Origin of the sequence: Pseudomonas abietaniphila (genome assembly GCF_900100795.1) — a bacterium.
GTDB classification, from domain to species: Bacteria; Pseudomonadota; Gammaproteobacteria; order Pseudomonadales; family Pseudomonadaceae; genus Aquipseudomonas; species Aquipseudomonas abietaniphila.
Map to the genome: position 1 here is coordinate 270,266 of NZ_FNCO01000002.1, position 18,908 is coordinate 289,173.

Consider the following 18,908-nt stretch of genomic DNA (forward strand, 5'->3'; position numbering starts at 1 on the left):
CCCTCACTGCTTGACGCTGGACGGGTAACCCGCGTTTGCGGTGGCCTTGGTCAAGGCGTCGGCATTGGTCTTGGCCTCGTCGAAGGTGACGACGGCCTCCCGCTTCTCGAAGCTGACTTCGGCCTTCTCGACGCCGGCGACCTTGGACAGAGCCGTCTTGACCGTGATCGGGCACGCGGCGCAGGTCATGCCGGGCACCGACAGGGTGACGGTCTTGGTGGCAGCCCAGGCGGGCGCGCTTAGAGCGGCGGCCAGGGCGATGAGGGTGGTGAGGGTGGTGAGTTTCTTCATGGTGATCTCCTTTCAGTAGAACAGCGGCAGGACGTAGGGAAACGCGAGGGCAACCAGAACCAGGGCGGCCACGATCCAGAAGATCACCTTGTAGGCAGTCCGCACTTGGGGCACGGCGCAAACGTCGCCGGGCTTGCAGGCATGGGCTGGTCGGAAGATGCTGCGCCAGGCGAAGAACAGCGCGATGAGCGCTGCGCCGATGAAGATCGGCCGATACGGCTCCAGCACGGTCAGGTTGCCGATCCACGCGCCAGAGAAGCCGAGCGCGACCAGGACAAGGGGGCCGAGGCAGCAGGCCGAGGCGAGGACGGCCGCGACGCCGCCGGTCGCCAGTGCGCCGCAGCCGTTCTTGGGTTCCGACATAAGGTTCTCCTTCCGGGACTTCGCTTGATGCTGTAACGTTACTTCCGTAGTCAACTACGGAGTCAAGCGCCATGGAGAACGCTCAAGAGAATCTGACCATCGGGGCCTTCGCCAAGGCAGCCCGGGTCAACGTGGAGACGATCCGCTTCTATCAGCTCAAGGGCTTGCTACCCCAGCCGGAGCGGCCCTACGGTCGCATCCGCCGCTACGGGCAGGCGGACGTGGCGCGGGTGAAGTTCGTGAAGTCAGCCCAGCGCCTGGGATTCAGCCTGGATGAAGTCGGCCAGCTCCTGAAACTGGAGGACGGCACCCATTGCAGCGAGGCGGCCGAACTGGCTGCTCACCGGCTGGCCGATGTGCGCGCACGCATGGCGGACCTCACGCGGATGGAAGAGGCCCTGTCGACGCTAGTGAGAGAGTGCAACGCGCACCATGGCAATGTTTCCTGCCCGTTGATCGCAGCTTTGCATTGCTGCTAAAGGGCCCACTTCGGCTCTTAGCGTACGATTTTTTTCCGTTTTCTGAGACGACCCCTGATTGGCGATGGCTTCGGTCAGCACGGGGCGCAGGTCAGCGCCTTTGAATCGCAGTGACATGGATGAAATCTCCTGTGTGGAAGAATGAGAAAGGCCTCCATCCGATGGGATGAAGGGCCTGTAGTGCACGCGGCCGGAACGGCTGGAACGCCGTGGCGGATGCCTCGGGTCAGCCGCAGGACCGCCCGGTTTCGCTGCGGGGCGTCATGCCGGGACGGCCTGGCGCTTGCGGGCCGCTTTCGCGTCGAGGATGCTCACGTCGATCTGGCGCCAGCGCCCGTCGTCGATGAGCCTCTCCAGCACTTCGCCGAGCATGTCGAAATACACCTCGTCGTGCCGATCGACCAGTTCGACCGATTCACCGTTCTGACGGTGCAGTTCCACCACGTAGGTGTCTCCGCCGCGGTCGTAGAGGATCGTCACCCGGCCCTCGAACTTCGCGGTCGAGACCGTGAAGCTGATCGCCGGCGGGGTCTCGATGATCTTGGAGGGCGTGGGATCGACCCAGGTGAAGTCGCGGGCACCGGCATCCACCAGCATGTGGGTGATGCGCCGGAAGCGATCGGGGGCCGGCATCTCCTCCAACTGCTCGATGAGCTGGCCCAACTCCATGCACTGCGGCGTGGGAATGGGCAGCTTGGCCGGCGCCGAGCCGAGGATGTGCCTCGTGATGGTGTACGGCGTGCCGTCCGAAGTCTCCTCGGTGATGACCTCCGGCGTGTCCGCGCGCAGTCCGTCGAAGCGACGACGGGCATAGGGTTGGACATGCACCTTGGCGCCTTCGGCAGGAACCGTGGTCACCAGGCTGGGATCGAGCACCGCGAACTCGGAAGGCTTGAGCTTGACGACGATGGCATCGTCGGTCGCGGCGACCACCTTGCCGTCGAAGGGTTGGGGGTCGATGGCGAAGCCCAGCGTTGAGGACAGCGGCTGATCATCGAACACGCGGTACTTGAACGACCGCACGTTGCGGGGCACATGGCCTGCGACCAGCGAAGGCATCATGGATTTGATGAGGGAACGATCCATGGGGAAACTCCTTGAGGAAAAACAAGGGATTCCCCGCCCGCAAGGGAGAGGTCCCTTGTGGGTGGCGTGGATGGACGCGGTAGGTCCGTAGGAAGAAACGACCAGCACGGTTTCCCGCGCTTGCAGCCTCGAAGGTCTCGACTGCCTGGGCATGTGCCGGCAACGCCGACGAACATGGGGCAAGCATGGCCCTGGGGCGGTCTGCCTGCCCGCAGGAAACGGCACCGCACCACAACCGTTTTCCTGTGCTGCGGGCAAGAAAAAGCCCCTCGAAAGGGGCTGGAGGAATCAGGCTTGGTACACGAAGTAGTGCTCGCGCTGACGCGGAAAGAACACGTGTTTCCACGTGTCGCCGCTTGTGTTGCCACCGTCGAAGACGACCATTTCGTAGTCGTCCACGTCGGTGTCCACCAGGTCGGCGCTGGCGATATGGCGCATGTGCAGCGTGCCGCTCATGCGCTCGAATACCAGGATCTGGCCGATGGCATCTTCCTGGCTCATGGCGTTGACGCAGGCTCCGAGTTGGTGCTCGAAGTCGGATGCGGGTGTGATGAGGTCGGGGAACATGGGATCGCTCCTGTGAAAGTGCGCCGGCCCGGCTCTCTGGCGGGAGACCGGGCCGGCATGCGGTGAGGACAAGGAAGGCCGGGGATGTGTGTGGCAGCTATTCGCCGGCCAGCGATAGGCCCGGCAACACGGGTGCGTCGGCATCGAGGATGAGGATGCGCACGTCGGCCTGGCCGGCCAGTTCAAGGATCTGTGCCAGCTCGTCCGGCATGCCCTTGCTGCGGTGCTCCTGCCGAAGCTGCTCGGCGGCGATCCCCTCGACGTCCTGCAGGTGCTGGTCCGTCCAGGGCGTGGAGATCAGCTTGACGCCGATCGCCGGGCTGTAGGGAATCCGGAACGCGATGAACAAAAAGGCCTCCGGCGTCGCGAGGTCAGCCAGGTTGGCCAGGTACTGGCCGGTTTCGCGGCTGATGTGCGCGCTGCTGATTTCCCAGCACCGGCTGTAGTAGCCGGTCTCGAAGCTCAACCGCTGCACGACTTCCCGTGCGGCCTCGGCCGAATAGGTGTCGCCAATGTGGACGGGGCGGCCGTCGAAGTCGTCGCCGTGGATCGCGTACACCACGGCACCCACCATGCCTTCGCCGCTGCCCCCTTCAGCCGCGTCGCATTCGGCGATCAGTGCGGCGCCGACAGGTTCGGTGCCAGTCCTGACCACCGCGAAGTCGCTGGTGATGATGCAAGGAGAAGAAACCAGCGCCGCGTCGCAGAGGTGCTGCTGGCTCGGGTGGATGTTTCGCCAAACATGCGGGCTTCCGTCCTCGTAGCTGATGGACAGCGTGCGGACGATTTTCAGATTCCAGTAGCCGCGTAGAAAGGGATTGGGATTCTGGGACATGGGATTTCTCCAACAGAATAATGATGGAGCAAATCCCCGCCACCGGGAATTGACCCCGGTGGGTGGAAAGAAAGGAAACAGCGTCAGGTGACGCTGATCGTTGGCGTTTGGGCCAATCGCTCGGCGACGCGCCGGCGCAAATTCATGCGGAATGGCTCGTCGCTGACGCCCGCCAGCAGATTGATGGTCTCCAGCGCGATCAGGGCCGAAGCCTCTTCGATGTCGGCGGCCACAATGGTCTTGCGCAATTGGTCGCCGAGCTGGAGGGCCTGGGAGGAGGAGCTGATGAAGCGGACCTCGCGGCTCAGGTAGCAGCCGTTGCCGCCGAACTCGAACAGCCGCGGCTTGCTGCAGTACCAGCAGCCCTCGAACTGGATGGCGGTCAGGTGGTGCCCGTCATCGAACCGGGTGGCGATCAGAAACAATGCGTCGAGATCGGCGGTGTCCTCGAACGAATGACGGTCGATCAAGTTCCCCAGCTCTTCGTCCTCATCGGCACGGAAGTGCACGGCGAGCAGTTCGAGCAGCGGCGGGATCGACAGCCCTTCGTCGTCCGGCATCGGAATACCGAGTTGCGTGGCCAGGTCTTCCAGGCCATCGAGCACGTCCGGCCATTGCGGATTGGTGGTCTCGGCGATCTGGGCGATGTAGGCCTGCCCGTTGCCGGGGTGGCTCTCGTCCAGCGCGAAGGCGCCGAACAGCGCCTGGATGACGGGCGTCACACGGTCGAGCACGAGAACGCCGGTGGCTTCGTAGTAGTTGTTGGCCATGAAGGCTCCTTTCGATGAATGAACGGAGCCAGCCCTTGCGGACGATGGCATCCGCAGGGGAAACCGCCTGATGCCGGATGGCGCTGGGCGGGGAGAAAACGCGAGGGACATGGCCTCGAACGAGGCGCATGTCCCTCATGGGGTCCCGTGAACGCAGTGATGAAGGTGTGCCAGGGACCGGCTCACCAACCGCTGTAGTTCAGCAGCAGGTCGGCGATCACCTGGCGACGTTGCAGATCGAGACCATCGAAGTCCGACAGTCCTTGGAAGTGGCAGCGCTTGAGCATGGCACCGCCCTCGCGCGCGTTGTAGAAGCTGAACATGGCGGACAGGAACATGCGTTCCCCGCTGCTCAGGACGCCGAGTGCGTCGTTGGCACGCAGCATGTCGGGACGCAGATCCCACTTGCTCTTTGCCTGGTTCAGGCCTTCGCGCGTGCCGTCGCCAAACCATTGCGGGCCTGCGATCTCGACGCCGCGCTTCCAGACCTCGAAGAAGGCTTGGGGCGCGGCGGCGAAATGCTGCTCTTCCCGCATGATCTGATCGACGACTTCCTGGGGCAAAAGCTGGTTCATGACGTGGTTCCTCCAGTTGGATCAGGGTGTGGCGAGCTGGGACCAGCCGCCTCTTTCGAGGGCACGTTGAGCCGCGGCATAGCTGCGGAAGTACTGGCAGGATTCCCGCGAAACGGGACCTTCTGTATCGCGCGTGCCGATGTAGTGGCCGGCGGCGCTATGCAGGATTTCGAGCGGCAGGAACTTGCCGCAATGGATCAAGGCCAACTGGCCGAAAGAGGCTTGCTGGGACATGGACGGGCTCCTTGGAAAAAGCGGGGCCTCGTCCCTCACGGGATGGCAGCTCCCGCACGCGGTTGAGAAAAAAGCATCGGCGTCACGGGTGACGCGCGTCCGCAGACTCGATGCGATGGCGGACTGGCGGGTAGCGCGGAAAGAATCCGCGGCAGCCTGGAAACTCTGGCTGCTGGCATGGTGCTGACGAATCAGCGACACATGCGGGCAGCTTCATGCGCGAGGCGAGCCGCGTCAGCCGGAAATCGGCATTTGCAACAGCCCCGATTGGCGAACGCGGAAAAAAGAAAGCCCCGCAATAAGTGCGGGGCTGTCAGGAGGATGAGGCGAAACTGGGTCAGCGAGGCCTGTCGCCCAGTACATGCTGCTTCCACAGGGCGAATGCCTCGTCCGGTCCCAGCTCTGCGAGGATGACGATGGGCTGGCCCCGACGGGCACGCAGCGATGCGAAATACGCTGGCCGGTCGGCGATGGCGTTGAGCTTGATGCCCTTTAGGAACAGCAACTGGCGGGGGCGAACTTTGGTGGTAACGCAGGCATGATTGCGCTTGTTTGGGGCAAAAGGGCCAGCGAAGCGGGCGGACACGGCCAGAAAACCGCGACGAACTACTTGTACTTGCCAGGCGAGGCGAACGGGTGACATCAGCATATCGCTATGCGGTAAAGAAGACCGTCCTAAAGCTTGCAGGATCCCGGCATAGCTTCATCATCACCTCTCCGTGACGGCTCATTGGAACGAAAAAGGCCAGCATCGCCGTGATGGACTTTCATAATTGCCAGGTCAACTGGCTTGCGTGCTGTTTATTCACAGCAAGGCATTGCGACGTCGTTGCAGCAATCGCCGCCATCGCAACAGGGCGTTGCAGCAAAAGCGGCGGTGGGCGCTAGCATGAGGGCCAAGCCGCGGCCGCTCATGCTGGGGGCCGTTCTCTTCAGATTGGTGTCCTGCACCGTGTGCATTGCGAATTTCCGGATCGTCCCAATGTCACTGGGACTCCTTTGTGGCGGCCGGGTTCTCCACGCTCATGAACGACTGGGCCACCAGCGCGATCGCCCCGCCCACGATGGCCATGTCAGCGATGTTGAAGGCGGGCCAGTGCCAGCCGTGCAGGTGAAAGTCGATGTAGTCGATAACGTGCCCGCGCGTGGCGCGGTCGAACGCGTTGCCCAATGCGCCGCCCAGAATGAGGCTGTACGAAAGGCCTTCCGTTTTGCGCAGCGGCCGGGAGAGCAGCCATGCGAGCCATGCCGATATTGCGAACGCGATCGCCAGAAAAAACCACCGCTGCCAGCCGCCCGCGCCAGCAAGGAAGCTGAACGCCGCGCCGGGATTGAGAGCGTGAACTAGGTTGAAGAATGACGCCACCTCGTGCGACCAACCCAAGGGAGTTGTCGCGTCAATGTAGCTCTTAGCTGCCTGATCGCCGGCGAATATAACGATCGCGAGTGAGTACCACTGCGTCTTGCGAAGAGATGGTTCATCCATTGTTCATGCCGCCTTGAACTTCAGGAGGCGCAGCCCATTGACGACAACCAAAAGACTTGCCCCCATGTCAGCGAACACAGCCATCCACATGGTGGCATGCCCTGTGAACGTCAACGCAAGGAACACCGCCTTGATGCCAAGGGCCAGAACGATGTTCTGCGTGAGGATCGCCGCAGTGCTACGCGACAGCCGGATGAAGGCGGGGATCTTGCGCAGGTCGTCGTCCATCAGGGCGACGTCGGCTGTTTCGATCGCGGTGTCGGTGCCGGCCGCGCCCATGGCGAAGCCGATGTCGGCACGGGCGAGCGCGGGCGAATCGTTGATGCCGTCGCCCACCATGCCCACCTGGCCCTCGCCGCCGACCAGGCTTTCGATGGTCTTGAGCTTGTCTTCGGGCAGTTGGTCACCACGGGCTTCAGAGATTCCGACCTGGGCAGCGATGGCCGCGGCCGTGTGCTGGTTGTCCCCCGTCAGCATCAGCGTGCGCACACCCAGCGCCTGCAGGTCGGCCACCGCCTCACGGCTGGTTTCCTTCACGGTGTCGGCCACTGCAAAAATGCCGAGCACGGTCGCATCGTCCATCAGCAGGATCGCTGTCTTGCCTTGGCGCTCCAGGGTCTCCAGCCGAGCCTGGAGCGTCGCTTCGCTCAGGCCCAGCTCCTGGGCGAGCCTGTGGTTGCCCATGTGCAACATGCGCCCGGCGACGCGGCCGCGCACGCCGCGGCCAGGCAGCGCCGCGAAGTCGTCGACCTCGTGCAGCGCGATGCCGTCACGGTTCGCCTTGCGGGCGATGGCCTGAGACACAGGATGGTCCGAGCGTGCCGCGAGGCTTGCGGCCCAGGCGGCAACTTCCTGCGCCTCGCCGATCAGCGGCACGAAGTCGGTCTGCTCGGGCTTGCCATGTGTGAGTGTGCCGGTCTTGTCCAGGGCCAACGCCTTGAGCTTGCGCCCGCCCTCCAGGTAGACGCCACCCTTGATCAGGATGCCGCGTCGGGCGGCAGCGGCCAAGCCGCTGACGATGGTGACCGGCGTGGAGATGACCAGAGCGCAGGGGCAGGCGATCACCAGCAGTACCAGGGCCTTGTAGACCCAGTCAAACCATGCGCCGCCGAAGGCGAGCGGCGGCACGACGGCAACCAGCACGGACACCGCGAACACCGCCGGCGTGTAGACGCGGGCGAACTGGTCGACGAAGCGCTGCGTGGGCGCACGGCTGCCCTGCGCGGACTCCACGGCATGGATGATGCGCGCGAGCGTCGAGTCGCTGGCGCCTGCGGTCACCTTGTATTCGAAAGAGCCGGTCTCATTGATGGTTCCGGCGAAGACCTGGTCACCTTCGGCCTTCTCGACGGGCAGGCTCTCGCCGGTGATGGGCGCCTGGTTGATGGCCGATCGACCCGAGGTGATCAGGCCGTCCAGTGCGATGCGCTCGCCAGGACGCACGCGGACCACCGCGCCCTTTGCGACCTCCTTGGCCGGCAGCTCTGTCCATGAGCCATCGGCCTGCCGCACGGTCGCGGTCTCGGGCGCCAAGTCCATCAGCCCCCGAATGGCGTTGCGGGCGCGGTCCAGCGACTTCGCCTCGATCACTTCCGCCAACGCGAACAGGAACATGACCATGGCGGCCTCCGGCCAGTGGCCGATCGCCATGCCGCCGGTGACCGCGATGGCCATCAGGGCGTTCATGTTCAGGTTGAGGTTCTTCAGCGCGATCCAGCCCTTCTTGTAGGTGCTGAGGCCGCCGGTGAAGATCGAAACCAGTGCCAGCACGATCACGGCCCAATGATTGCCGTCGTTGACCCAGTACACGCCTTCGGCGGCCACCGCCGCAACGCCCGAAACCGCCATCGGCCACCAATTGGTCTTGTGCGCGGCCACCGGGGCATCGCGCGGCTCATCAGTCCTCTGGACCTCGGCTTCCATGCCCAGCGATTCGATGGCTTCGACTGCCGGCTTGATCGCGTCGGGTGTGTGCCGAACCGTGAGCGTGCGCTGCATCAGGTTGAAATCCATTCCCTGCACGCCCGGCATGCCTTGCAGCTTGCCGCGGATCAGACTTTCCTCGGTCGGACAGTCCATCTTCGCGATGCGAAGTACCGTGGTGGCTGTCTGCATGTCCTGCCGCGCAGCCTGCATTCCAATGGAAGCAAGCGCCTTCTCGATCGGCGCTGAGGTCGCCAGCGTGTGCTGGACTCCCAGCACACGCTGCATCAGATTGAAGTCGAGCGCGGTCACACCCGGCAGCTTGCCCAGCCGGTCGCGGATCAGCGCTTCTTCCGTCGGGCAATCCATGTTCTCGATCCGGTACGTCACCCGCTCGCCGATCGGCGGCGCGGAAACGGCAGCGGTTGGTTGCTGCTGCAGGGCCGAGGATGGGATCACAGCCGCGGCTTCGATCGGCCCCGTGTGGCCGAAGGTCTGCTCCTTGGCGCGCATGCCGATCGAGGCCAGGACCTGCTCCATCTGCGCGCGTGCCTGAGCGAGGTGTTTCACCGACAGGGTGCGCTCAGCGAGGTCGAAGTCGAGGTCCTGAATTCCCTCGACTGCCCCGAGGTGCGAGCGGATGAGTTTCTCCTCGCTCGGGCAGTCCATGTTCTCGATGCGGTAGGTGGTCGACACGGCGGCGTCTCGGACAGCCTGAGCCTTCATGCCCACCGAATTCAGCGCTTGCTCCAAGGCATCGGCCGAGACTTCGCGGTGCGAAATGGTCAACAAACGCTGCGGAAGATCGAACAGGAGCCGCTCGACACCGGGCATGCCCTCCAGCGTTCGCCGCACCAGTGCTTCCTCATTGCGGCAATCCATGTTGCTCACGTGGAAAACGGTGGTTTCAGTGCTGGCCTGCTCACTGGCGCACGCCGTCTGTTGGCCATTGCCGCCGGAGCAGGCGCATGGGCTGGAAGGTTCTTTGTTCATAGATCGCTCTTCATTGACAAGGTTTTCCCCGGATGCCATCATTAGAAAACCTCTAGTAGATATAGAGTCAAGTTTTTTATAGGAAGCAACCATGATGCGGATCGGTGAACTGGGCAAGAAGGCAGATTGCTTGGTGCAGACCGTGCGCTTTTACGAGTCAGAAGGCTTGCTGCCCGAGCCTGCACGTAGCGAGGGCAACTTCAGGCTCTATGACGAAGTCCATTTGCAGCGCTTGCTGTTCATCCGCCGCTGCCGGGCGAAGGACATGACGCTGGATGAGATCCGTCAACTGCTGAACTTACGGGATCGGCCAGAGTTGGGCTGCGGCGAGGTGAACGCGCTGGTCGACGCTCATATCGCGCAAGTGCGGACCAAGATGAAGGAATTGCGCGCCTTGGAGCGCGAGTTAATGGATCTGCGACGCTCCTGCGATAGCGCCCGAACCTCGCGCGAGTGCGGCATTCTCAACAGCTTGGCCGAGCCCGCCTGAAGCTCGAGCGTGTCATCGGTGCTGGAAGTGATCGGGTCCAGTTCTGAGAGCCACGTGCCGCGCTCCATCATGCGAAAGCGCGCGATTCTGACGTTTTGAGACGGCGTGCGACCGAGGGCGTGGCCCACAGGAGCCAGCGCGAGCCGGACGACCTGCGCGCCGCAATCTCCGCCACCTTACGGGTTCTCCAGGCCAGACCGAGCATCGCGGCGTGGCTGCGCAGGTGCAGGTGCAGGCCAAGGTAGCAGTGCGCCACGACGCGGCCCGACTCATGGGCACGCCACGCAACTCGCGATCGCTTCGCAAGAAGCCGCAAGGCCCGACTCGCGCAAGAATGCGACGTGGGCAAGATCGTATAGCCAGCAGCGCAAGCGTTTGCCGCTGCTGGCCGGCTCCGGAAGGGATAGACAAGCTGCGGGCCGTAGTCCATTGGAAAGTCCATCTTTCTTGAGTGTCACTCTTTGGCGCCCAGCGTGTGCTTTTGCGACCGGAAAGCGCTGAACAAGTGGCCCCCGGGCATCCAGAAATCGCCGTAGTTGACTTGGGCGTCTTCGTGCTCACGCTTGTGATGCCAGCGATGGGCTTCAGCCACCCCGATCAACAATCCCAACGGCCCGACCCGGTATCCCAGATTGGAGTGCTGGAAGGCCAGATGCACGACCAAGAAGCCGAGCCATGCGCCGACGGCCAACCACAGCTTGGAACGCCGCTACTGGCTCAACGGGGAGTGGAAAGGCCGCCCGCCCTCTAGCAAGGCGGCACAAGCGAGCGCGACGATCACTGTGAGTAGCTCCGTCGGAAAAGACGGCCGGCCGGTCGCGAGCTCGCCGAAGAGCACAACCGCAGTGGCGCCACGGATCAGTGGATAGCAGCCATACCGGATGACAGTCGCAATGAAGGGGGCGCATTGGTGCTCATCTGTTCTGTCCTAAAGCTCTGACTGGATTGGAAAACCTTCTAGCTACGGTAGAGTCAAGGGCGTCCGGGAAGACCCTGTGGCAAGTTCGTTGCATCTGCGCCTTGACTCTCCAGCCGCTACAGGCTTCAGCATCCATCGATTTGGAAGGAACAATGCATGGCTGAAAACCACAGAAATCACGAAAACGACGAGTTGGGCCGCCTAGATGCGAGCGATGCGAAGGACCGAAAGATTCTTCTGACTGTGTTGCTGATCAACCTGACGCAGTCCGCCGCCGGCATTGCCCTTGGCATCTGGGCTGGCTCTACGGCGCTGATGGGCGCCGGGTTGGACAACCTCGCCGATGCGTCGGTCTATGCGGTTAGCCTGTATGCCGTCGGTCGTGCGGCAACGGTCAAGGTGGGCGCGGCCCGCTTGTCGGGTTTCTTGCTAATCGGCCTGGCCGCGCTGCTGCTGTTGGAAGTCCTACGCCGCTTCGCTGGAGGGGAAGAGCCTGTCGGCCCAGCCATGATGGCCATGGCCGCGCTGAACGCGGCTTTGAACCTAGTGTGCCTCAGACTACTGCGCCGCCATCGCGGGGAAGATGTGAACTTCAAGGCGTCAGCGATCTTTACCAGCAACGACTCCATCGTCAATGGTGCGATTGTGCTGTCCGGGGTGCTGGTGATGGGGTTCGGGTCGAACATCCCGGATCTGGTGCTGGGCGTCATCGTGGCCGCAATCGCAGCGAATGGGGGGCGGGAAATCCTGCGCGAAGCATCGGAAACAGCTCGCCGTAAGGCGGGCACATAAGGCATGTTTTCGCCCAGTTCATCCCGAGGTTTACCTCTGCAAAAGAGGTAGTCCAGCCTTTGGGCTACGGCCTCGGCTGCAGCCGAGCGTACCATTGGCGATGGCCGCGCGATAGGCGGGCATGCCGTTCTCGACCTCCGTCTGCCGTACAGCAGCGGTGCGCAAGGTTGAGGGTGCATGTCGTCTCTCCTGTTCGTGTGGCCCAGGCCAATGGCCGGGCCGGGACGTTGATGGGCAGGAGAATGGCGCCGAAGGCCCAACGGCCTTCGGCTCGGGAGAAAAGAGGAACCACCCGTGGGCTGATTGGCAGGCCCGGTCGTCGCTAGAACCGTCTGCTCATCAAGCAATCACACCCGGCCCATGTCGTGGCTGGGGCCGGCATCGTCTGGCGCACATCCGCGCACAAAGGGAGCCCGTTTTTGCACCGGCGGGCACCGGCACCGATTACCGCTGACCACGAAGGGTCTCCCGGTGGCTCGTGCAGCCTGGCAAGCCACCGGGAGACCCTTCGCAGAGGGCGGAAGAAACGCAGATCAACAGAACGCGCGTGGTGCGGCTCGCAGAGAAGCTACCTTCAGGTCCCGCGGCCGGGGACGGCTGGGCGGGACGCGCACACGGATCAAGAAGGCGTTGCGCGCTGGGCGTCCCGCAGGGCATGCGGCGGAGTGCGGGACAGGGGCCACGCCGCCGAAGGCGGGCACGGCTCACGGGGAACGGGGGCGGTCAGGAGCCTTTGCGGCCGCTACGGCGCGGGCGCGAGGCGCCGCGCTTGGAGCTGCCGGATTCGACTGGCAGCGTGCCTTTGCAGTCCGGGTAGCGGCTGCACGACCAGAACGGGCCGCTCTTGCCGCTGCGCTGGCGCGTGGGTGCGCCGCACTGCGGGCATGCCGGCCCTTGGGGAACCTTGATGGACAGGGAGGCGCTGCCGTACTGCGCAATCAACTGCGAAATCCACGCGGCCTGCTTGCCGATGAACACGTCCAGGGTGAGCTGTCCGGCCTCGATCATGTCGAGCGCCTGTTCCCAGACGGCGGTGGTGCCAGGGTCGGCAATCGCCGCAGGCACGGCATCGATCAAAGTGAAAGCCGCATCCGAGGCGCGGATGGCGCGCCCCTTCTTCACGAGGTAGCCGCGAGCGATCAGGCCGCCGATGATGTTGGCCCGCGTCGCTTCGGTGCCGATGCCAACCGTATCCTTGAGCTTCTGCTTCAGGCGGGGATCGGACACCAGCTTGGCGACGCCTTTCATGGACTTGACCAACTCGCCTTGCGTGTACGGTTTGGGCGGCAGCGTCTTGAGTGCCTTGAGATCGACGTCGGCCACCTGGCATGCCAGGCCCTCATACAGTTTCGGCAGCGCGGGCAGCACCTGGGCGCGGACCGCAGTATCGCCCTCGCCATCACCGTCTTCGGCCTGCGGCTCGGCGAGCACCTGGCGCCAACCCGGGATGACAACCTGCTTGCCCGTGGCCGCCAGGTTCTGCCCCCCGCACGAAAACTTGGCCACAGTGCGGTCGAACTCGTGGTGAGGGAGGAACTGCGCCAGGTAATGCGACCGGATGAGCCTGTACACGGCCAGTTCCTTCTCGCTCATGGCGGAGAGCTTCGCCGGTTCGAGCGTCGGGATGATGCCGTGGTGCGCCGTGACCTTGCCATCGTTCCAGGCGCGCGAGCGCTGCGAGCGGTCGAGCTGGCCCATGATCGAGCGCAGCGAGGGATCGGTCTTGAGCAGGCTGTCGAGAACGGTGGGCACTTCGGCAAACATGCTCTCGGGCAGGTAGCCGGAGTCCGAGCGGGGGTACGTCGTGGCCTTGTGCGTCTCGTACAGGGCTTGGGCAATCTCCAAGGTTTCCTGCACGTCCAGCCCAAGCTGCTTGGAACACACTTCCTGCAAGGTGCCCAGGTCGAACGGCAGCGGCGGGCCTTCGCGGACACGCTCAGTCTCCACCGACACGACGTGGGCACTGCCCGCAGCGCGGATCTGCTGCATGGTCTGCTGTGCGACCGGCTGCCGCAGGCAGCGGCCTGCGTCGTCGGTGCACGCATCGGGTGGAACCCATTGCGCGGCGAAAGTCGAACCGCCTGCGAACAGGGACACGGCGATGGCCCAGTATGGTACGGACACGAAGCGCGCGATCTCGCGGTCGCGGTCCACAACGAGCTTGAGCGTCGGGGTCTGTACGCGGCCGACCGACAGCACGCCGTCGTAACCCGCCTGTCGCCCCAGCACCGTGAACAGCCGGCTCAGGTTCATGCCCACGAGCCAATCCGCACGGGAGCGCGCCAGCGCCGAGTGGTACATCGAAAGCGTCTCGGCCGAAGGCCGCAGCTTGCCCAGTGCCGCCCGAATGGACGCATCGTTGAGCGCCGACAGCCACAGGCGTTCGATGGGGCCGCGGTAGCCGCAAAGCTCCACGATCTCGCGGGCGATCAATTCGCCCTCGCGGTCGGCATCGGTGGCGATAACCAGGTGAGTCGCCTTCGCCAAGAGCGCCTTGACGACCTTGAATTGCGTGGCGGTCTTCGGTTTGACCTCGACCCGCCAGTGCTGGGGAATGATGGGCAACTGCTCAACGGACCATCGTTTGAGCTGCTCGTCGTAGGCCTCGGGCGGCGCCGCCTCCACGAGATGGCCGATGCACCAGGTGACCGTGACGCCGGAACCGTTGAGGCAGCCTTCACCGCGCTGCGTGGCGCCGAGAATCCGGCCAATGTCTTTGCCCTGGGAGGGCTTCTCGCACAAGAACAGCCGCATATCCGTCCATCCCGATTCCTGTTGTTCATGGAGTTGCTGGGATCGAGGATGCCGAGCGCAGCCCCTGGCAGCAGCAAACAAGCCGCATGCGGCAGCGACCGCTTTCACGCCGATGAAATGGCGAGTGCGGGGAAGGTGCGTGGCCGGAAGTGTGCGGGCCGAGAGCCGCGATTTCCGGGAGCGCGCGTGGAACTCGGTGGACGTTGGTGGAGCTATCCCCTGGGGATAATTCGCAGCGCATGGAGGGCGGCGAAGCACTGCGGCAGCCGCCCTCCATGCCCGATCACTTCCTGCGCTTGGTCTCTTTCGGCGCCGTCGATTCCTGGGTGGCCTGGGGCTTCGGCTCTGCCTCCTGTGGCTTCGGGCTGAGGGCCACAGACTCGATGCGGTACGGCAGGATGCCGACACTGCGCGCGTTGACCTGCCAAGTCTCACGCGGCTGATCTTCGTTGTCCGTCCAGGGGTCGCGCTCCATGCGGCCGACGACCAGCACCCGCATGCCCTTCTGGTAGAGCTGCTGCCAGCGGTCGGCGTCGTGGTGCCAGAGTTCCACCGGCGCCCAGAAGCCGCCGCGGTCCTCGAACTCGCCGCCCTTGGTGGGGACGGGGTTGTCGAAGTACACGTTCAGCCGGAGCAACCGGCGAGGATCGTCGTTGCCATTGGGGAATTCGCGGTACTCGGGAGGCGATCCGATGTTGCCCTCGCCGATGAATTGTGTGCTCATGTTGGAATCTCCGTGGTGGTTGAAATACCCGTGCCTCGTTGGGCTCGGGCGCGTGCTCGGATGGCAGGCGCAATCACCGATCGCGCACTGCGGCAGGAACGGACGCGAGCCGGCGCAGGTAGGTGTTGTCCGCCTGCGCGGCCTTGCTGGCGCATTCCTGTGCTTGCCTGCCCAGGGTGTGCAGCAGGCTGATCTGCATGTTCAGCATGACGCGCTGCAGTTCGATCTCGTGCAGGTCGTGCAGCAGGTTGACCGGCGTGCTGGGGCTCGCCATCAGCTCCTGCCACAACGCCACGCCCATGGCCGATCGATCGTGCTTGCGCCAGCGAAGAAAGGTCGTGCCTGCGCCAGTGGTCTGCTGGGCCAGCTCGACGGGAAGCAGGTGGAAGGGATGCCCGCACGCCTGTGGCAGCACCTGTCGCTGCGCCAGGGCAATCAACTCGTCGCGCATGGCGAAGCACTGGCTGGCCCAGGCCTCGAAGTCCCCTTTACCTTTAAAAGGCTTTAAAAGGCCTTTTAGAGAGGCCGCGTGTTCCAGCCGCATGAAGGCTGGCTGTTCCAGACGACGGAAGTAGCGCGGTTCGCGGTTCGGGTCGCTCATGCCGGTTCGTCCTCGCCGGCGGCTGTGGACTTGGCCTCGGCCGAATCGGCGGCAGCGCCTTCGTCGGTGGGAGATGCGGCTGCGGCAGCGCTATCACCACGCTGTTGCAGACCACGGCGCACGACGGGCGGCGCAAACTTCGAGCGGCGCATGCCTTCGAGCACGTCCTGCGGCAGTTCGCCGAACTTCTCCAATGCTGCCCGAGCTGCGGCGTTCTTGGCCGCGAAGTCGTCGCGGGTGCAGCCCGAGTAGCGGTATTGCTGGGCCAGGCTGAACAGGCTGCGCAGCGCGTGGGCACCTTCGTTGAGCCAGCGCTCCAACGTCGAGCGATCGATCAGCGCGGTGTGGTGGGCGAGGATCAGCTTGCGGGCGATGTCGTCGTAGTCGGCCAGCAGATAGACGGCGGCAAAGCCGAGCTGCGCGTTCACGAACAAGGGGAGCTTCACCGGCTGCACGTTGAGGTTCTCACCCAGGCTCAACGCCGCAGGCACGCCGGCCAGTGCCTGGTCAACCTGCTCGCGCAGCGATTGCAACGTGGTCCTGGTCTGGTCGAGCTTTTCCTCGATGCGCAACATCCACCAGTCGCTGTACGGGTCGTCCTGCTCCGAGCCGCGCTTCATCTTGTTCATCACGGCGATGTAGCCGTTCAGGCCGACGATGCCGGGTCGCCCCTCGGCGGCGGCGCGGCCATGCCAGATGCGCGAGGCGTGGTGGGTGTGCAGCGTCAGCGACATCGCGCTGCGCAGGGAGCCGAGGTTGAGTTGCAATGGTTCGTTGCTGGTTGCCATGGTGATCGCTCGCTGGTGGACAGGGAGCCGCCAGCATCCGCATGCAGCGGAAGGCAGTCAGTCAACAAACCGAAATGAGCCGACCCCCGGTTCTGTGCGCGCTGGCGGCGCAGCGCGCAACGGTCCCCTGGGGACCGCTCCGCAGATGGGCACTCACATCGGCGTTCCCGTCCTCGGTTGTTGACGGTATGCGTGCTGCACCGCACGTCGCGCTGCCGTTCGACACGATCCTTCGCCGCGCAGCCGTCCCCAGGGGACCGTTCCGTTGAGCGCCATGGAGGTCTGCTTCATGGTCTTGCATGCGCTCTACTCAGGTTTTGCGCAGCATGTCGCGCCGTCGCCCGGCGCTTCACCGCACAGCCGTCCCCAGGGGACCGTTTCTGCCGACCGCCATGGAGATCTACTTCACGGCTTTGACAAGCCCTGTGCTCAGGATTTGCGCAGCAGATCGCGCAGGCGCTCGATGTGCTGCCGGGCCACCTCGGGCGGCACGACGTTGCGCGGCGGCTCGGTTGGTGGCGCTCGCGCCGCCGATGGTGTTGGCGGTGCCGGGCCGGTCTGCTTGGCCCAGGCATTGAACTCGCCGCGCATGGCGCGCTGGATGATGCCGAACAGATAACCGGCGGGGTTGCGGATGCCATGCTTGCCGCACCGTGCGGCCCATTCGTCCAGCACGGCCTGCCGCAGGGCAGCGTCCACCTGCTGCAACGCCATCTTGGCTCCGGCCTGCTGTTCCGCCTTCAGTTCCGCGAAGCGCTTGGGCCATTGCAGGTCGCCCAGCGCACGCGCCTGCGCGGTAGTACGTACTTCATCAATACGACTACTACGTACTGTACGGTCCTGCTTCGAATTCCGAAGAGCGCCGTCTGGCGCGGGTTTCGGCCCTGCTTCGGATTCCGAAGATGGGCGATCGCCATTCCGAAGAAGGCTCGCGGGCCCTTCTTCGGAATCGTGGACCGCATCCTCCTGTGGATAACTTTCGGAGGCGGTGATGCCCTGGTCGGCCAGGCGCTCGGCGAGCACTTGCAGCCGCGACGGCAAGGTGCGTCCGGACAGCATCGGGTCGTCCGCGATCTCCTGGAGGGTGTTGAGTCCCACCACCTGGACGGCCTTGGCCGAATGCCCCAGCGACTGGCTGACCAGGGCCAGGTAGTCGGCGTCGAGTTGCATCGCCTCGAACGGCGTCAGCGGTTCGTCGTGCAGGACGTAGAGGTTGCCGAGGATGCGACCGGTCTTGGGGTCGCGCCGTCGTCGCACGAGGCTCAGCCAGCGCGTCAGGCGCAGCAGCGTCAGCGCCCGCGCCACGGTCTCATGGGAGGCCTGGCCTGCGCAGGGCATCGACGCCAGCCAGGGGCGCAACTGCTCATAGGTGGGAAATGCCGTGACGCCATCGTCGTTGAGCATCAATCGGAACACCTGCCAGGCGTTGCGCTCCAGCGGTGTCAGGCGGCGGTCGAGGAACAGCCGCCGCGGCACGCTCTCGTGCCGATTGCCACTGAACAGGAAGGCGTCGCCGGACGTAGGAGGCGTGGGCGTTGGAGCAGGCAGGGACGCGGGAGCGCCAGAGCTGGACTTGGGCGCGAGGTCCTTCAGCGCAGCGTCGAACAGGTCGGCGAGTGCGATGGGGCCAGGGCGCTGGGCTCGTGGGGCGGTGTCGTCCACGGCCATGGCCTAGCCCAATCCCTGATCGACCCAGTTCCTGATCGCGGCCCAGACCACCGAGAGCGGCAGCGACATGCCCTCGGCCAGGTCCATGGCCGCATCGAGAATCGAGGTCTCGTCCTCCAGATCGACGTTCCTGCTGCTGGTCACGGCTTTCCATTGCCGCCACAGTTCGGTGTCCTGGGTCTCGTCCAGGACGGGGTGGCGCCCCTTGCGCTTGGGCAGGCCGAGGATCTCCCGCCGCAGGGCGACTTCCTGATGGGTCAGGCCATAGAAGCGGCTGACCATCTCCGTGCTGGCCCCCAGCCGCAGCATGCGATCGACCGTGGCGATTTCCTTCTCCACGTCCTGTGCCTGGTTGAGCAGGCGCTGCAGCACTTCGCGGTTGACCGTGACCGAGCACCACGAGACGCTGGCGTTGGCCAGCACGCTGATCAGCGCGGGGTGCTTGAGCGCATCCAGCTCGGCCTCGCCGAAGCCCATGGCCTTGCAGCGGCGCAGTTGGCCGTTGCGAAGGTCATACAGCGCCTGGGCAATCACGGCCTGGTTGAGCGGATGCGATGTGGACATGCGGCC

At 64.4% G+C, this 18,908-nt stretch carries 22 protein-coding genes and 1 pseudogene; 3 read left to right on the forward strand and 20 right to left on the reverse strand.

What is annotated here, in order from left to right; genetic code table 11:
- Positions 1–3: 3 nt before the first annotated feature.
- Positions 4–291 (reverse strand): mercury resistance system periplasmic binding protein MerP, encoded by a 288-nt coding sequence (merP, locus tag BLS87_RS04595; protein ID WP_003116826.1) that lies wholly within the window; start codon positions 289–291, stop codon positions 4–6.
- Between the two features lie 12 nt (positions 292–303).
- Positions 304–654 (reverse strand): mercuric ion transporter MerT, encoded by a 351-nt coding sequence (merT, locus tag BLS87_RS04600; RefSeq protein ID WP_003116827.1) that lies wholly within the window; start codon positions 652–654, stop codon positions 304–306.
- Between the two features lie 71 nt (positions 655–725).
- Here merT and merR point away from each other — a divergent pair, with 71 nt between their 5' ends.
- The gene (gene merR, locus BLS87_RS04605) at positions 726–1,133 is read left to right on the forward strand and encodes an Hg(II)-responsive transcriptional regulator (RefSeq protein WP_003098939.1); all 408 of its coding nucleotides are present in this window, start codon (positions 726–728) and stop codon (positions 1,131–1,133) included.
- Positions 1,134–1,394: 261 nt separating this feature from the next.
- On the opposite strand, the gene BLS87_RS04615 is transcribed toward merR, so the two are convergent.
- The 10 genes and pseudogenes from BLS87_RS04615 to BLS87_RS35465 form a co-directional block, all read right to left on the reverse strand.
- Entirely contained in the window at positions 1,395–2,219 is an 825-nt protein-coding gene (locus BLS87_RS04615) for a hypothetical protein (protein WP_003098941.1), read from the reverse strand.
- A 288-nt stretch (positions 2,220–2,507) separates the two neighbouring features.
- The gene (locus BLS87_RS04620) at positions 2,508–2,786 is read right to left on the reverse strand and encodes a hypothetical protein (protein ID WP_003116828.1); all 279 of its coding nucleotides are present in this window, start codon (positions 2,784–2,786) and stop codon (positions 2,508–2,510) included.
- Positions 2,787–2,883: 97 nt separating this feature from the next.
- On the reverse strand, positions 2,884–3,621 hold the full coding sequence (locus BLS87_RS04625; RefSeq protein WP_003116829.1) for a DUF5983 family protein: 738 nt from the start codon (positions 3,619–3,621) through the stop codon (positions 2,884–2,886).
- Positions 3,622–3,704: 83 nt separating this feature from the next.
- Positions 3,705–4,391: a hypothetical protein gene (locus tag BLS87_RS04630; protein ID WP_003116830.1), complete on the reverse strand. Its 687-nt coding sequence runs from the start codon at positions 4,389–4,391 to the stop codon at positions 3,705–3,707.
- A gap of 182 nt (positions 4,392–4,573) precedes the next feature.
- The gene (locus BLS87_RS04635) at positions 4,574–4,966 is read right to left on the reverse strand and encodes a hypothetical protein (RefSeq protein WP_003116832.1); all 393 of its coding nucleotides are present in this window, start codon (positions 4,964–4,966) and stop codon (positions 4,574–4,576) included.
- Between the two features lie 21 nt (positions 4,967–4,987).
- Positions 4,988–5,200, reverse strand: a complete 213-nt coding sequence (locus BLS87_RS04640) for a hypothetical protein (RefSeq protein ID WP_003116833.1) — start codon at positions 5,198–5,200, stop codon at positions 4,988–4,990.
- Positions 5,201–5,537: 337 nt separating this feature from the next.
- A complete protein-coding gene (locus tag BLS87_RS04650) occupies positions 5,538–5,843 on the reverse strand; it encodes a hypothetical protein (protein WP_223656317.1) in 306 nt (101 codons plus the stop codon).
- A gap of 342 nt (positions 5,844–6,185) precedes the next feature.
- On the reverse strand, positions 6,186–6,686 hold the full coding sequence (gene lspA / locus BLS87_RS04655; RefSeq protein ID WP_003098955.1) for a signal peptidase II: 501 nt from the start codon (positions 6,684–6,686) through the stop codon (positions 6,186–6,188).
- Positions 6,687–6,689: 3 nt separating this feature from the next.
- Positions 6,690–8,822 (reverse strand): heavy metal translocating P-type ATPase, encoded by a 2,133-nt coding sequence (locus tag BLS87_RS04660; RefSeq protein ID WP_430736141.1) that lies wholly within the window; start codon positions 8,820–8,822, stop codon positions 6,690–6,692.
- Positions 8,823–9,170: 348 nt separating this feature from the next.
- A pseudogene (locus tag BLS87_RS35465) lies at positions 9,171–9,695 on the reverse strand (cation transporter); the annotation flags it as partial.
- On the opposite strand from BLS87_RS35465, the gene cadR reads away from it, so the two are divergent.
- Positions 9,694–10,092 carry a Cd(II)/Pb(II)-responsive transcriptional regulator gene (gene cadR, locus BLS87_RS04665; protein WP_003098965.1) on the forward strand — a complete coding sequence of 133 codons (399 nt, stop codon included), beginning with the start codon at positions 9,694–9,696 and terminating at the stop codon, positions 10,090–10,092. The pseudogene BLS87_RS35465 and the gene cadR overlap by 2 nt on opposite strands.
- Positions 10,093–10,159: 67 nt before the next feature.
- Here cadR and BLS87_RS35110 read toward each other — a convergent pair whose 3' ends face one another.
- Both BLS87_RS35110 and BLS87_RS34415 read right to left on the reverse strand, forming a co-directional pair.
- Entirely contained in the window at positions 10,160–10,534 is a 375-nt protein-coding gene (locus BLS87_RS35110; RefSeq protein ID WP_011516992.1) for a DUF3703 domain-containing protein, read from the reverse strand.
- Between the two features lie 12 nt (positions 10,535–10,546).
- Positions 10,547–10,756, reverse strand: coding sequence for a sterol desaturase family protein (locus BLS87_RS34415; RefSeq protein ID WP_014747696.1), 210 nt, complete (start codon positions 10,754–10,756; stop codon positions 10,547–10,549).
- A gap of 411 nt (positions 10,757–11,167) precedes the next feature.
- On the opposite strand from BLS87_RS34415, the gene BLS87_RS04680 reads away from it, so the two are divergent.
- Positions 11,168–11,803, forward strand: a complete 636-nt coding sequence (locus tag BLS87_RS04680; protein ID WP_003098972.1) for a cation efflux transmembrane domain-containing protein — start codon at positions 11,168–11,170, stop codon at positions 11,801–11,803.
- Positions 11,804–12,526: 723 nt separating this feature from the next.
- Here BLS87_RS04680 and BLS87_RS04685 read toward each other — a convergent pair.
- From BLS87_RS04685 to BLS87_RS04710, 6 genes are all read right to left on the reverse strand, one after another.
- Complete coding sequence (locus BLS87_RS04685; RefSeq protein WP_003116834.1) at positions 12,527–14,557, reverse strand: DNA topoisomerase III; 2,031 nt, start codon at positions 14,555–14,557, stop codon at positions 12,527–12,529.
- Positions 14,558–14,840: 283 nt separating this feature from the next.
- Entirely contained in the window at positions 14,841–15,281 is a 441-nt protein-coding gene (locus BLS87_RS04690; RefSeq protein WP_003098976.1) for a single-stranded DNA-binding protein, read from the reverse strand.
- A gap of 73 nt (positions 15,282–15,354) precedes the next feature.
- Positions 15,355–15,882, reverse strand: a complete 528-nt coding sequence (locus BLS87_RS04695; protein WP_003098978.1) for a DUF3158 family protein — start codon at positions 15,880–15,882, stop codon at positions 15,355–15,357.
- Complete coding sequence (locus BLS87_RS04700) at positions 15,879–16,670, reverse strand: PFL_4669 family integrating conjugative element protein (RefSeq protein ID WP_003116836.1); 792 nt, start codon at positions 16,668–16,670, stop codon at positions 15,879–15,881. The genes BLS87_RS04695 and BLS87_RS04700 overlap by 4 nt, the downstream gene beginning before the upstream one ends.
- A gap of 429 nt (positions 16,671–17,099) precedes the next feature.
- Positions 17,100–18,338 carry an STY4528 family pathogenicity island replication protein gene (locus tag BLS87_RS04705; RefSeq protein ID WP_003116837.1) on the reverse strand — a complete coding sequence of 413 codons (1,239 nt, stop codon included), beginning with the start codon at positions 18,336–18,338 and terminating at the stop codon, positions 17,100–17,102.
- 3 nt (positions 18,339–18,341) lie between these two features.
- Positions 18,342–18,902 carry a DUF2857 domain-containing protein gene (locus BLS87_RS04710; RefSeq protein WP_003090097.1) on the reverse strand — a complete coding sequence of 187 codons (561 nt, stop codon included), beginning with the start codon at positions 18,900–18,902 and terminating at the stop codon, positions 18,342–18,344.
- Between the last annotated feature and the right edge of the window lie 6 nt (positions 18,903–18,908).